Annotated in this window: 12 protein-coding genes; 3 read left to right on the forward strand and 9 right to left on the reverse strand. The window is 63.5% G+C overall.

The window, feature by feature from the left end; all coding sequences use genetic code 11:
• The first annotated feature begins 124 nt into the window (after nucleotides 1-124).
• The 3 genes from NHH88_22035 to NHH88_22045 all read left to right on the forward strand — a co-directional run bounded on the left by NHH88_22035 (nucleotide 125) and on the right by NHH88_22045 (nucleotide 3,843).
• Nucleotides 125-1,453, forward strand: a complete 1,329-nt coding sequence (locus NHH88_22035; GenBank protein USX12360.1) for a TrkH family potassium uptake protein — start codon at nucleotides 125-127, stop codon at nucleotides 1,451-1,453.
• Nucleotides 1,443-2,141, forward strand: coding sequence for a TrkA family potassium uptake protein (locus tag NHH88_22040; GenBank protein ID USX12361.1), 699 nt, complete (start codon nucleotides 1,443-1,445; stop codon nucleotides 2,139-2,141). Before NHH88_22035 ends, NHH88_22040 begins: the two co-directional genes overlap by 11 nt.
• Before the next feature lie 250 nt (nucleotides 2,142-2,391).
• Nucleotides 2,392-3,843 carry a catalase gene (locus NHH88_22045; protein USX17398.1) on the forward strand — a complete coding sequence of 484 codons (1,452 nt, stop codon included), beginning with the start codon at nucleotides 2,392-2,394 and terminating at the stop codon, nucleotides 3,841-3,843.
• A 129-nt stretch (nucleotides 3,844-3,972) separates the two neighbouring features.
• Here the strand turns inward: NHH88_22045 and NHH88_22050 are convergent, their stop codons facing one another.
• From NHH88_22050 to NHH88_22090, 9 genes are all read right to left on the reverse strand, one after another.
• Nucleotides 3,973-5,280 (reverse strand): right-handed parallel beta-helix repeat-containing protein, encoded by a 1,308-nt coding sequence (locus NHH88_22050; protein ID USX12362.1) that lies wholly within the window; start codon nucleotides 5,278-5,280, stop codon nucleotides 3,973-3,975.
• Between the two features lie 55 nt (nucleotides 5,281-5,335).
• Nucleotides 5,336-6,085 (reverse strand): polysaccharide deacetylase family protein, encoded by a 750-nt coding sequence (locus tag NHH88_22055; GenBank protein USX12363.1) that lies wholly within the window; start codon nucleotides 6,083-6,085, stop codon nucleotides 5,336-5,338.
• Nucleotides 6,075-7,205 carry a glycosyltransferase gene (locus NHH88_22060; GenBank protein USX12364.1) on the reverse strand — a complete coding sequence of 377 codons (1,131 nt, stop codon included), beginning with the start codon at nucleotides 7,203-7,205 and terminating at the stop codon, nucleotides 6,075-6,077. Before NHH88_22060 ends, NHH88_22055 begins: the two co-directional genes overlap by 11 nt.
• Nucleotides 7,206-7,325: 120 nt before the next feature.
• Nucleotides 7,326-7,697, reverse strand: coding sequence for a hypothetical protein (locus tag NHH88_22065; GenBank protein ID USX12365.1), 372 nt, complete (start codon nucleotides 7,695-7,697; stop codon nucleotides 7,326-7,328).
• A gap of 69 nt (nucleotides 7,698-7,766) precedes the next feature.
• Nucleotides 7,767-8,591 (reverse strand): nuclear transport factor 2 family protein, encoded by an 825-nt coding sequence (locus NHH88_22070; GenBank protein USX12366.1) that lies wholly within the window; start codon nucleotides 8,589-8,591, stop codon nucleotides 7,767-7,769.
• A gap of 177 nt (nucleotides 8,592-8,768) precedes the next feature.
• The gene (locus tag NHH88_22075; protein USX12367.1) at nucleotides 8,769-9,575 is read right to left on the reverse strand and encodes a nuclear transport factor 2 family protein; all 807 of its coding nucleotides are present in this window, start codon (nucleotides 9,573-9,575) and stop codon (nucleotides 8,769-8,771) included.
• Nucleotides 9,576-9,659: 84 nt separating this feature from the next.
• Nucleotides 9,660-11,708, reverse strand: a complete 2,049-nt coding sequence (locus tag NHH88_22080; protein ID USX12368.1) for a TonB-dependent receptor — start codon at nucleotides 11,706-11,708, stop codon at nucleotides 9,660-9,662.
• A gap of 345 nt (nucleotides 11,709-12,053) precedes the next feature.
• Nucleotides 12,054-13,286 carry a malic enzyme gene (locus NHH88_22085; GenBank protein ID USX12369.1) on the reverse strand — a complete coding sequence of 411 codons (1,233 nt, stop codon included), beginning with the start codon at nucleotides 13,284-13,286 and terminating at the stop codon, nucleotides 12,054-12,056.
• 78 nt (nucleotides 13,287-13,364) lie between these two features.
• Entirely contained in the window at nucleotides 13,365-14,396 is a 1,032-nt protein-coding gene (locus NHH88_22090) for an SMP-30/gluconolactonase/LRE family protein (protein USX12370.1), read from the reverse strand.
• Nucleotides 14,397-14,440 lie beyond the last annotated feature (44 nt).

Genomic DNA, 14,440 nt, shown 5'->3' on the forward strand with positions numbered 1-14,440 from the left:
CATCCGTCCAGCACGGGGATCGGCCACGCACGGCGTCACGTATAATCGAGCCGCGCCGACGCCGATGCGACTTGCATCGCCTTCTCCACCCCGGAACAACCTGACACTGCGAACATAAACACCGATGCGATCCGTGCTTCATCCCGCGCGCGCCGTGGCGCTGGCCTTTCTGATGGCGATCGCCTTCGGCACGGCGCTATTGATGCTGCCGTTCTCCCACGCCGGCGGCCAGGGCGCGCCCTGGCTGACCGCCCTCTTCACGTCGGTGTCGGCCGTCTGCGTGACCGGACTGACGGTCGTCGACACCGGCACCTACTGGTCCGGCTTCGGCCAGGGCGTCATCATGGCGCTGTTCCAGTTCGGCGGCTTCGGCATGATGACCGCCGCCACCCTGCTTGGACTGTTGGTCAACAACTCGCCGCGTCTGCGCACCAAGTTACTCAGCCAACAGGAGACCCGCACGCTCGGCCTGGGCGACGTGACCAGCGTGGCGCGCCTGGTGCTGGTGGTCACCTTCGCGTCCGAGCTGCTGATCGCCACCGTGCTTACCCTGCGCATGCACTTCGCCTACGACCTGCCGTGGCCGCAGGCCGTGTGGAGCGGCGCCTTCCACGCCGTGTCGGCGTTCAGCAACGCCGGCTTCTCGATCCATGCCGACAGCGTGACGCGCTACGCCGGCGACGCCCTGATCCTGGCGCCGCTGATGATCGCCATCGTCGCCGGCGGCATCGGCTTCCCGGTGCTGCACGACCTGCGCCTCAAGCTGCGCGACCCGCGCCACTGGTCGATGCACACCAAACTCACCTTGCTCGGCACCGCCGTGCTGCTGGTCCTGGGCTTTCTCGGCGTGCTGCTGTTCGAGTGGCAAAACCAGCGCACGCTCGGCGCCATGGCGCTGGGCGACAAGCTGCTGTCGGCGTCGTTCATGTCGGTGGCCGCGCGCACGGCCGGCTTCAACGCCGTCGACATCGCCGCGCTGACGCCGGAATCGTGGGCGCTGCACTACTTCCTGATGTTCATTGGCGGCGGCAGCGCCAGTACCGCCGGCGGCGTCAAGGTCGGCACCATCGTCATCCTCGCGCTGCTGGTGATCGCCGAGGTGCGCGGCTTCCGCGACACCGAAGCCTTCGGCCGCCGCCTCGGCGCTTCGGCGCAGCGCCAGGCCATCACGGTCGTCGTCCTGGGCTGCGGCATGGTGGCCCTGGGCACCCTGGTGCTGCTGCACGTCTCCGACTTCCCGACCGACCAGATTATTTTCGAGGTGGTGGCGGCGTTCGGCACGGCCGGACTGTCGACCGGCATCACCCCCGGCCTGCCACCGGCCGGCCAACTGACCCTGGCCCTGCTGATGTTCCTGGGCCGGGTCGGCACTGTCACCCTGGCGGCGTCGCTGGTACTGGGCGAGCGCCGCCTGCCCTATCGTTATCCCGAGGAGCATCCAATTGTTGGGTAAAATTTTCACGGAACAGATCTCATTCCCGAACAGCGACAACATCGTTGTCGTCGGCCTTGGCCGCTTCGGCGGCGCCGTCGCCGAGGCGCTGATGCGCATGGGCCACGACGTCATGGGCATCGACCGCGACACGGAGCTGGTGCAGCTGTGGGCCGATAAACTGACCCACGCGGTGCAGGCCGATTCCACCAACGAGGACGTGATGCGCCAATTGGGCGTGGCCGAGTTCTCGCACGCGATCGTCGGCATCGGCACCGACCTCGCGGCCAGCCTAATGTCGCTGATGGTGCTCACGGAACTGGGCATCAAGGATATCTGGGTCAAGGCGCTGACGCCGGAGCACGGCCAGATCGCCAGGCGGGTGGGCGCCCACCACATCGTCTATCCGGAGGCCGACATGGGCGCGCGCGTGGCGCACCTGATCACCGGACGCATGATGGACTACATCGAGTTCGACGACGGCTTCGCCATCGCCAAGATCCGCGCGCCGGACCTGACGCACAATATGACCCTGGCGCAGTCGCACGTGCGCGAAAAATTCGGCGTCACCGTGGTCGGCGTCAAGCGCCCCGGCGAGGACTTCCAGCACGGCCTGCCCGAAACCCATGTGTTGCCCGACGACCTGCTGATCGTCTCCGGCGCCACGCGCAAGATCGAACAATTCGCCAGCAGCGGCCGCAAGCGTTGAGTCATTTCCTACAGGGACTGTTTTGTAACTGAAAGGTTTCATATAAGTAAAAGCTATCGATTTCATACAAATAATTGATTTTGATAATTGTGTCACAGCCGTTAAGGTTTGCTTTCACACATCAAAAGGGAGATACCCAATGAAATCGACTCAGCTCGCCAGTCGTCTGGCCGCGTTGGCCTTGACGGCAGCGGCCGGCATCGGCAACGCCGCCGCCCAAGCCACACCCGCACCCGCTCCCGCCACCGTCATGACCCGCGACAACGGCGCGCCCATCGGCGACAACCAGAACTCCCAGACGGCCGGCCCCAACGGCCCTGTCCTGCTGCAGGACGTCCAGCTGATCCAGAAACTGCAGCGCTTCGACCGCGAGCGCCAGCCCGAGCGCGTGGTGCACGCGCGCGGCACCGGCGCCCACGGCGTCTTCGTCGCCAGCAAGGACATCTCGGACGTGACGCGGGCTGCCGTCTTCAAGCCGGGCGAGGAAACGCCGGTGTTCGTGCGCTTCTCCAGCGTCATCCACGGCAACCACTCGCCGGAAACCCTGCGCGACCCGCGCGGCTTCGCCACCAAGTTCTACAGCAAGGAAGGCAACTGGGACCTGGTCGGCAACAACCTGCCGATCTTCTTCATCCGCGACGCCATCAAGTTCCCGGACATGGTGCACTCGCTCAAACCGTCGCCGGACACCAACGTCCAGGACCCGAACCGCTTCTTCGACTTCTTCTCGCACCAGCCGGAAGCGACCCACATGCTGACCCGGGTGTACTCGGACCAGGGCACGCCGGCCAGCTACCGCGAAATGGACGGCAACAGCGTCCACGCGTATAAATTCGTCAACGCCAAGGGCAAGGTCAACTACGTCAAGTTCCACTGGAAATCGCTGCAGGGTGAAAAAACGCTGACCGCCAAAGAGGCGTCGGAGATCCAGGGCCGCGACTTCAACCACATGACGGGCGACCTGATCGCCGCCATCAAGGAAGGCCGTTTCCCGAAATGGGATTTGTATGTGCAAGTGATGACGCCTGAGCAGTTGGCCAAGCTCGACTTCAACGGACTTGACGCCACCAAAATCTGGCCGACCAGCGTGCCGGAGACCAAAATCGGCACCATGACCTTGAACCGCAATCCGGACAACGTGTTCCTGGAAACCGAGCAATCGGCGATGGCGCCGTCGAACCTGGTGCCGGGCATCGAAGCGTCGGAAGACCGCATGCTGCAAGGCCGCTTGTTCTCGTACGCCGACACGCAGCTGCACCGCCTCGGCGCCAACGGCCTGCAACTGCCGATCAACCGTCCGCGCACGCCCGCCGCCAACTACAACCAGGACGGCGCGACCAACAGCGGCGCCCGCAAAGGCGAAGTCAACTATCAGCCTAGCGAGCACGCGCCGCTGGCCGACAACGCCGAGTACAAATCCAGCCAACTGCCGTTGAGCGGCACGACGCAGCAGGCGCGCATCACGAAGACGCGCAACTTCGCGCAGGCGGGCGATTTCTACCGCTCGCTGAACGCGCAGCAGCAGGCCAACCTGGTCAGCAACCTGGCGGGCGATCTGGGGCAGGTGAAGGATGACGGCGTCAAGTACGCGATGCTGTCCTACTTCCAGAAGGCCGACGCCAACTACGGCCGCGCTATCGCCGTGGCGGTGAAAGCCGATCCGGCCAAAGTGCAGCAGCTGGCGGCCAAGCTGGTCGATTAAAACACGTAGGGCGGATTAGGCGGCACGCCGTAATCGGCCATGCCCGCGTCAACGCGACGCATGCATGGCCGATTACGCTTCGCTAATCCGCCCTACGTGGATCCGAGGTATGCGTACGTCGCGGGACCATCACTGCGCCGACTCGAACGCCCCCAAATCCGGCGCCGCACCCTTGAACGGCAACCCGACATTGACGCCCTTGCCGATCAAATCGCTGGTCGAGCGCAAACGGTAACTGCCCAACACCGGCAAGCTGCCATCCGCCTGTCGCGGCGCATCCCAGCCGCTGGCCGACACATTCTCGAAGTCCCCGTCGCTGATCTGCACCGGCAACGTCCACGAATTATTCGCCATATCCAAGCCCGCCGTATTCGACGTCGCCGTGCCCTTGTACGCCAGATTGTTGCGCAGGTTCCCGAAGTTCACCGCCGACCCATCCGGCGCGATCCCCAGCATGTTGTAGTTCACCCCGTTGCTGAAGGACGTATTGTTGAAGAAATCAATCGCCAACGGATGGTGGTTGGCATAAAAACCCGCCGCCTTGTTGGCGAACGCCACCGAAAACCGCACCGTGTGCTTGACCCCGTTGGCCACATACGCGCCGCCATAACCACCCGCCTTGATGCCGTTGCCATTGCCCGCCGCCAGCGGCGTGGTCGTCCCCGGCAAATAACCATGCTGCCACGCCCACGAATTTTCGATCGTCACCGGCGAGAACGCGTTGATCAGATCGAACCCGTCATCGGTGTTCATCCACGCGCGGCAACCCCGGAACACATTGCCCGGCTGGTTGGCCTTGACGTGCGCACCGAAGCCGTCGGCGCTCTGCCCGGCCCCGTTCGATGTGTACGGATCGTAGTTGTGATGCGAATCGCTGTTCAGCACCAGATTGTTGGAACCGTTCTGGATGAACAACCCCGGCCCCATGTTGTGATGCAAATTGAGCAGCTCGAAGACGTTGTTGCTGCCGCTGTTCCACACGCCCCACGACTCGTGGTTCAGCCGGTTGCCCGGCTGCTGCGGCGCGCCGGTCACCTCCAGCCCCTTCAGGTGGACCCAGCTGGCCGTGACATTGAAACCTTTGACGCGGCAATCATCCTTCATCGCGGAAAAATCGAACACCGGCGTCTCGCCCGGATACGCCCAGTAGCGGATCGGCTGGCCGGAGCTTCCGCTCTTGTTGAGCGTGATGGCGTTGACGATGGCCGTCCGGCTGGCGCAGGCCTCGACGCCGGCCGTATACGCATACTTACCTCCACGGTAGTAGACGGTATCGCCGGCCTGGGCCTGCGTTTGCGCACGCGCGATCGAGGCCCATGGCGCCGCTTGCGTGCCGGCGGCGTTGTCGCTGCCACCGGGGGCGACGTAATAGTTGGTAGCGAACGCCGGCGCGGCGGCGAACGAGAGGAACAGAAGCGCGCTGAGTGGTGTTTTCATCTCTCCCATTGTAGAGAGCACCGGAGCGTTCTTACCACACCGAACGGAAAAATCATCAAACTGATCGGCTCCGCCGCGCGAACGCCGCCTTCGTCATCGGCGCGCGCGACTCCAGCAGAGCGCCCAGCAGATGCTGGGCGTGGCGCAGCAGCGCCGGATGGGCCGCGTCGGCCGGGTGCAGGCTCAACCGCACCAGCCCGGCCGACGCCATGCACGCCGCCTGCGCCGTCGCCAGGCGCGGCGACAACTCGCGTCCGCTGCGGTTGCGCGCCGCGTAGACCAGGCTGGGCGACCAGATGCTGCGTTGCGGCGCCAAAAGGTGGAAATGGGTCCAGGTGGTGGTGTAGGAAAACGGCGCCTTGCGCAGCGCCAGCCAGGCGCCGCTTCCCAGCAGCCAGGCCGGCGGCACGAAGCCGTCGACCGGCCAGCCCCGGCGGCCGAACCACTGCAGTCCCAGCGCCAGCAACAATCGGCTCTGGGCCGCGCTCAGCGCCGAAAACTCGCCTTCGTGGCGGGTGTAGACGCCGCGCAGCCAGCGCTTGCGCCAGCCGGACGCGGGCGGCCCGCTGTCCAGATGCCGGTAGCCGTGCAGCGCCAGCTCGTGGCCGCGCGCGAGCAAGGCCGTAAGCATCGCCTCGTAGCCGGGGTCCGTTCGATCGTGGCCGTGATAGCACGGCACCACCAGCAAGGTCAGTGGAATATCGGCCACCTCCCCTATCGCAGCGAGCAAGCGCTGGCAGGCCGGCCAGGTGGCCGGCGCCACGTCGTGGATCGAGACGCACAGCGCCTTGCGCTCAGTCGGCAAGACAGCCCTCCGCGTCGGGTTCGGCCCGCCGTCGCGACGCCAGCAAACCGGTGTAGCGCTCCATCAGTTGCGGCATGATGCGGTTCCAGTCGAAATGCGCGCACGCCTTGTGGCGGGCGTTGGCGCTCAGCCGCGCCATGTCCGAGCCGAACAGCGCCGCGATGCCGTCGCTCAAACTGTTCGCGCAGTCGGGCCGCACCACCAGGCCCGTGCCGGGATCGATCAGCTCGGCCACGCCGCCGCCCGTGCCCAGCACCGGCAGGCCGCAGGCCATCGCCTCCAGCGCGATCAGGCCGAAGGTTTCGCCGTCGGCGGGATGGGTCAGCAGATCGCAGCTGGCCAACAGCCGCGCCAGCCGGCCGGGGTCGCGCTCGAACGGCAATATGGTGCTGTTGGGTGAAGCCGGCAACGCGCTGCCGCCGCCGATCAGCAGCAAGTGATACGGACGGCCGAGGCGCCGCACCGCCTCGATCAACACGCCCAGTTTTTTCTGCGGCGTGAAGCGGCCCGCGTAGACCAGCAGCCTGGTCCCGGCGGGCAGGCCGAGACGCTCGCGCAATCCCGCGTCGCGCCGCGCCGGACTGAATATGCCGGTGTCCACGCCAAGCGGCTGGTGCACGGCGTCCGCCACGCCCAGTTGCTCCAGCCGGTGCACCATCAGCCTGCTCGGCGCGAGCACCAGATCGAACTGGTTATAGAGATGCCGTAGATATCTGCCGGCGATGGCGGCCGCGCCGGGGCCAAAGCGGTCACCCACCAGCGCATGCAAATCGGAATGATAAAAGCCGATCAGCGGCACGTGCAGCCGGCGCCGCACATGCAGCGCGGCCAGCGCGCACGGCCCGGCGTCGCCGACCTCCAGCAGATCGGGCCGGCAGCGCTGGACGATACGCGCAGGCACCCGCAATGAGCGCGGCAGACGATAGCCATTGATGCCAGGAATCCCGATGCCGGGCAAGGCGATCACCGACGGCGACAGGCTGCAAGCCTTCACGCTTGAGCTCAGTATCGTATGGCGCACATGGGTGTTACGCGCAAGCCAGCTGGACTTGGCGTTGAGATAATTGCTGATGCCGCCACCCTCGGCGGCATAGTACATGGTGATGTCTAGAACATGCATAAGGGGGCTTCGGGTAGGAAGACCCCACGTTAGCATTCGCTATCCGCTCAATGTTTGATCTAGATCAATCGGACAATGCCGGCGCCCTACTCCGCTGGTCCGTATCCGCAGGATGGCGGTTTATTTCAAGGGCTTGGAACGCGAAGGTGCCATTTTTGCGTCGAACTCCTTCATTTCACGCAGCGTCAACTTGCCGTCACCGTTCAGGTCGACGCCGGGAGGCGGGGCGGTAGCGAGCATTTTGGCTCTGGTAACGCACCCCTTGGCATCGACCAATACTTTATACGCGGACACCGGCGCGCCGGCCGCCATCCATTCCGTCTTGCTCATGCAACCGTCATGATCGGCGTCCACCTCGTTGACGAACGGACGCACGTCCAAGCGGGCACCGCCTTGGGGCGGTGGCGGAGGTTGATCTTCCACGATGACAGGCGCAAGAGGAAGCAGGAAATTTGCTATCGACAGGCAGACAAGGTGGCGCTTGAGAATCATGGGCATCCCGCAGTGAATGATGACAAAGGTCGCCACCGGCAAAGGATGGCGACGCTTTCAGCTATCCGACTATTTGCTGCAATCGGCGTATTGGAACGTCTTGGCCAGGGTGCTGTACGGCTCTGGCAGACGCGGTGTGAGCGTAGGGACACGCGTGACGCTGTAGTCCTCGTAAGTCGGCTTTGCAATATCCGGACCGGGAATGACAATGCCGGCCGAACTCGGCCCCATTTGAACCCCTTCGGCCCCCATCGACGCCGAATCTCCCGGCAACGTCAGCGGCTTGCCCATAGGACTCATGAAGTCGGTGTTGACCTGCACATTCAGCAACACCCACTTGCCGTCCTCCTTGATGAAGTCGACGCCATAACGTTCCCATATCCAGGTGCCGGTGGGACGCAAGCCGTCAGCCGGCGACAGGATCACGCCCGGCGTATACCACACCCCCTTGGCGCTCTCGCCGTCATCGGCCACTTCGATGATCGGCGTCGTCAATGTATGTAAAATTGTATTGCCGATGTTGCGGTTCTCGGGAATGTTCTTGATCTTCGGATTCGCACTGCTCAGGCGGGCAAGTTCGGCCGCCTGCATCTGGCGATTGACATCATCGTAATAGACCTTCAGGGATTTCATCCCCATCCAGCAACCCTGGTTTTGCGCCCAGCGAATATCGCGTTTCTTGGACCACAACTCCAGTTCGAGTTCATTGCGGCCAATGGAGTGGAAGTACATGCGCCGGCTCATCAGGTTTTGCACCTCAAGGGCGATCAAGGCCTTGCGCGCCGCCAGCACGTCGGGACTGACTTTCACTGCGGCTGCGGCCGGGAACGCGATCAAGCCGGCGGCCGCCAGGCTTGCCACCAGGCCAAGGCGAACGGTAAAAAGTGTTTTCATTCTGTTGTCTCCTGAAACTTCGGTTGTTGATAAGGGGGGACTTGGCTGCTTTACGTCGAGCACCAGATTAGGGGAAAAGCACCGGCTGGGGAAATCGCCTTTCCTGATGACATGCATCTACCCGGACGATGGAAGGCATGCGGCCCCAGCAGTGCGCGCCAGGGTGCGACGCGCCGCCTACTTCTGCTTCGTCGGCGCGCCATAGCTGAAGGTTTTGCTGAACGTGGAGTACGGAACCGGAAATTGAGGAAACTCCCCACGAACATTGGCGACGTCGTAGGTCTTGTAGACCTGCATCGGCACATCCGGCTTCGGCGCGTCCGGGTCCTCCCAGGGCGGGACCTCGCCCGGTTGCAAGGCGACCGCCGGCATGGAATTGGGCTTGGTCCAATCGCTGTTGGGCTGAACGGTAAAATCGGTGAAGACGTTGAAATGCCAGATCCGCCACTGCCCGTTTTCCTTGAGAAAATCGACGGCGTAGCGCTCCCACATCCAGGCGGCGCTGGGATTGCCCATCGGCGTCTGGGTCACCTGGCCCGGCGAATAAAACAAGCCCTTCGCGGTCTTGCCATCGTCGGCCACGACGATCAGCGGGGTGGTGAGGGTATGCATCATCAGCGAGCCCGCCAGCAGATTCTCGGGAGAATTCTTGATGCCGGGATACTTTTTACTCAGTGCCGCCAAATCTTTCCCGGCTTGGACATGGAACCAATCGACATAGAACTTCTTGATCGATGGAAGGCCGACCCAATAGCCGATGTTGGTGCCAAAGCTGACGTCGGGTTGGTGGCGCACAAACAACTCGTCGAGCTCGCGTTGATGCTGGCCGGCCGAGTAATACCAGGCGTGACGACTCATGAGCGTCTGGATTTCCTGGATGTCGGCCAGGCGTTGCACCATCTCGGCCGACGCGGCCGGAGCGGCGTGCGCAGCGGGCGTGTACGGCGCCGCCGATACAAAACAGACGAGCAGGCCCGCCAGCATGGAGATTTTTTTCATGGAATGTCTTTCTGATGAAAAGACCAGTCGCGATCGCGCACCGGCCGTTTTTACGGTTGCGAAGGATGCCTAGAATTTATAGGAAAGGTCGATGCCAAAAGTGCGTGGATCGGTGATCTGTACGCGGCCGAAAGGCAGCGCGTTCGCCACCTGGGCCTTGTTCTCGAGGTTCCTGGCCCATGCCGACACGGTCCACTCTTCCTTGGGCGACAGATAGCTCAGATGAAGGTCCGAGCGGTGGTAGCCGCGCTGGTACACATGCTGATCACCCCCGGGCATGCCCCGGGACAAAACCACGCGGTAACCTTCGGACAATTTTGTGCTTGCGCCGGCAGTCAACACGGCGCCGTCGGCCATGACGAATTCATGCTTGTAGCCGATGGTCGCCGCCGACCGAGGCGTGTTGGTCACTGCCGTACCGCTGAGGTATGCCAGTGCCGGCTGCGAGAAATGGCCGTAGCGCGCATGGGTGTAGGACAGGCCGATTCTGAACTCGTCGTCCGGCGTCAAGCGATACTTCGCTTCGACTTCCCCTCCCTTGTTCTTTCCCGTGTCGGCGTTCACCACGAACTGGGCGAAGTAGGTCGCTCCTGGCGCATCGTCCGGATTCGGACTGGGCGCGGCGAAATCGGGATACTGAACCTGGTAATTGTTGTACCGGTAAAGATAAAGCTCGGCGTTGACCTGGAGTCGACCGTCGAGGAAGCTGTTCTTGCTTCCCAGCTCGAAGGCGGTCAGCTTCTCGGGTTCGTACGGCACCGGTGGCGTCGTCGTCGTGCTGAATCCGCCCGCCTTATAGCCGCTGGCCACCTGGGCATACAACATCGAGGTGCGCGCCAGGTCGATTTCGATGCCGGCCTTGTAAGTCAACGCGCTGTATTTATTTTCCGCCACCATGATGCCCGAATCGTAGGCGCCAACCAGGCTGCGCACGCCGTAAAACTGCCTTTTAGCGTCCCGCGTATAACGCACGCCCCCGGTCAGGCGCAAGGTGTCGGTCAACGGATAGGTCAGCTGTCCAAACGCGGCGTTCGAGTCGGTCGGCGTCTGCACGCCGTAAGTTTCCCAGGTGGAGACGCCAAAGCCGGCGGGCGGCGCGCCGGTTTGCGTATTCTCGGTCTTGAAGTGGTACAAGCCGGCCACCCACCGCAGCGTCGACCTGGCCGGCGAGGCAATGCGCAACTCCGCCGAGCGCTGATCTTCGGACCAGGTGCTGGAGGCGAGTCCGGGCGGGGTCGCGATGCCGGTGATCAGGTTTGTGTTCACCCAGCGGGTGCTGCGCGTGAAGGCTGGCACGAACGTCGCCACGCCCCAGCCCATGTCGTAGTTCGCCTCCAGCGACCAGGTGGTGAACTTGGCGTTGCGCTGTTCGGCGGGATGGAGGTCGTCGACTTGCCAAGGACTGCTGAAATTGATTGGGTAGGTCGGCCAGTTGACGAACGGCGGCACCTCGCCCGTGTACGAAAAGGGGACGGAGGTAGCGCCATTGCCGGTGTTTCGAATCGTATCGAACGTGGCAAGAACAAAAAAATCCCTGGCCGGCTTGAGCAGCGCTTTAACACGCGCGCCCTTCAGATCGGATGCCACGGAACCGTTGCTGAAGTAGCCATCGCGCTTTTCGCGCAAGAGCGCGATGCGCACCGCCAGTGCGTCGTTCAGTGGAATGTTCAGCGCGCCGTCCACATGCTTGAGTCCGAAATTTCCGATCTGCAGGTGCAGGTTCCCCTCAAGCTGGTCGGTGGGATTGGCCGACAGCACGTTGACCGTGCCGCCGGTGGCGTTACGCCCGTACAAGGTGCCTTGCGGTCCGCGCAGGATCTCGATCCGGTCGATGTCATACACGCTCGCGAACACCCTTTCGGCGCGGCCGCTATAGACGTTGTCGAACATCAGCGACACGGACGGGTCGACCCAGTTCGAGTCGCCGTTTGCCCCGACCCCGCGCACATAGACCTGTCCGCCTTGCGGTGATGCCTGCACCTCGACGGCGGCGACATCGCGCAGTACGCCTTCCACCGAGGTGACGCCCTTGCGTTGCAACTCTTCAGCCGAGACCGCCGTCACGGAGGCCGCCGTTTTCTGCGCGGACGTCCGATGCCGTTCGGCGGTAACGACCACCTCTTGTATCTTCCCCCTGCCATCATTTTTTTCGGCGCCCTCCTCCGTGGCCGCAGGCCGCTCCTGGGCCCACGCCCCGAGTGCCAGAGTGATGCTGGCAAGCAGCACCGTATATTGAAAAACGTGACGGACGGAACGTCCCCCACCATATTGCCGTCCTTTGATCCGTTGAGATCCCACTTGATGTCTCCCGCGTAGGTTTTCGATTAGTTTTAGTTTCGCGTTGTTACATACTGCTCAATCGAGTATATCGATGGCGAAATTGAAGTCGAATGGAGAATCGCGATGGCATCCATCGACAACGCTAATGCGGCAAGCGGGCGCCTGCAGGCCATGGGCCCCGGCTCAGTCGAGGTCGGCGGCGATGCGTTCCAGTCGCAAGCCATACTGTCGTGGGTCGAGTTCGCGCGACGCGATGCCGCTGGAGAAGGCCGCTGCCGCCACCGCAGGGGCGATGTTGCCCAGCAAACGTTCATCGAGCAAGCCGGGCACCAGATAATCCCTGCCAAAGCCCGCGCTGTCGCGCGCAAGGCGCGCCAGCGCCAGAACGCAGGCATGCTTCATCTCCCGGTTGATCGTGGCGGCGCCACAATCGAGCGCCGCGCGGAACAGATAGGGGAAGCACAGCGCGTTGTTGATCTGGTTCGGGTAGTCCGAGCGGCCGGTGGCGACGATCGCATGCGGCGCGGCCTGCCGTATCAATTCCGGCAGCAACTCCGGGTCTGGATTGGCGAGCGCGAAGACGATGGGGTCCGCCGCCATCCTGCCGACGTCGTGTTGCGACAACAGACCCGGCCCGGACAGACCAAGGAACATGTCGGCCCCTTCGATCGCCTCGGACAGGCAGGTCAGGTGGGTGTCCCGCGCCCACCCCAGTTTTTCCGGGCTCAACGGGCGCCGGGTCGACACGACGCCCTTGCTGTCGCAAACGATCAGGTTGTCGCGGCGCACGCCGAGCTCGACCATCATCTCAAGGCATGCCAGCGCCGCCGCCCCCGCGCCCGAACAGACGATCTTGAGCGTGGAGATGTCGCGTCCGGTCAAGGCCAGCGCGTTCAGCAGGCCGGCGCAAACGACGATCGCGGTCCCGTGCTGATCATCGTGAAACACGGGGATCGACAGGCACTCGCGCAGGCGCTGTTCGATGTAGAAACATTCGGGCGCCCTGATATCTTCGAGGTTGATGCCGCCAAAGGTCGGGTGCAGCGCCGCGATGATGGCGATCAGCTTATCCGGGTCGCTTTCATCGATTTCAAGATCGAACGCGTCGATGCCGGCGAACTTCTTGAACAAGGCCACCTTGCCCTCCATCACCGGCTTGCTGGCCAGCGGACCAATATTTCCCAGTCCCAAGACAGCACTGCCGTTGCTGATCACCGCGACCAGATTGCCCTTCGCGGTGTACTGGTAGGCCTTGGCGGGGTCCTTGTGAATTGCCAGGCAAGGCGCGGCGACGCCAGGTGAATAGGCCAACGCCAGGTCGTCCCGTGTCGCCACCGCCTTGGTGACGCGAATGGCGATTTTCCCGGGGTTTTCCCAGGCGTGGTAATGCAACGCTCGTTGCTCAACGGTTGTCATCTGTTTCCCTTTTATTCAATGAGTGGATCGGCGAACCGGCGTCGTTTCCGGCCGGCGCCGCCGCCTCGGGACGCCGGCTTACGCGGCGTCGTTCCAATGGGCCAGCGGCAAACCCGGGACCGGCGAACGGAAATACGGCAAGCGGTTGCCGGCGAGACTGCCGAGATAGACGGTGCGCAAATCCGGCCCCCCGAAGGTCACGCTCGCCATCAGCGGCGCGATGGTGCCGCGGCAATTGCCCATGAGTTCGGGCGTGATGGTGCCGTGCCGATAATGGTCCTCGTAGACCGCCAGCGCGGAGGGATTGCAATCGTCGAGCAAAGTGAGCACTTCACCGTCGGGCGTGAGCGCGATCAGCCGTTCGTTGAGGATGAGGGTGATCCACAGGTTGCCGAAGGCATCGAACGCGAAGCCGTCCGGGAACCCTCCGAGGTCGTCCGGGCCGTAGACCTCGCGCTGGCTGAGCGCGCCGTCGTCGCCCACCCGCAAACGCGAGATTCTGCGCGCGTTCGTCTCCGCCACGTAAATCCATTCCTCCCTGGCGTCCAGGCGGATCTCGTTGGTGCCCACGAAGCCGTCGGCGACGATGCGTATGCCGCTCTCGTCGATGAGTCCGATGTAGCCATCCGCCGTGCGCTCGTTGATCGAGCACGTCCATGGCACCCGGCGGGTCGTGACGGTAAACCAGATCCTGCCACGGCGATCCCTGAGGATGAAATTGGCTTTGCCGAGCGGCTCGCCATCGATGGCGGCGTACAGCGTCCGCGAATCGCCTGCGCGCGTCATGCGCTCGATGGCGTCGGTGCCGAAGTTGGCGATCAGGATGTCACCATTGGCGGCGAAGGCCAGCCCGTTGGGCAAGGTTCCACCCATCATGAGCCTGGTGGCATCGCCACTATCGCCGATGCCGGTGCCCGCGTACTGGGTCACCAACTGTTGCTCCCCCGTCGCGGGGTCGATGCGCACCACGCCGCCGCGCGCATCGGCGGTCCAGAGCGTGCCGTCGCGCTCCGCCAGGATACACTCCGGCCGCTGTAGGTCCTGGCCGAGAAAACGGATGGCGGCCCGGTCGACCTGCCACCCCTTGAGCGGATTCGTTATCAATTCCATTGCTACCCCTGTTTGCGATCGTTGTCGGTATTGTCGCGGCCGAA

The organism is Oxalobacteraceae bacterium OTU3CAMAD1 (genome assembly GCA_024123915.1).
GTDB lineage: Bacteria > Pseudomonadota > Gammaproteobacteria > Burkholderiales > Burkholderiaceae_D > Rugamonas.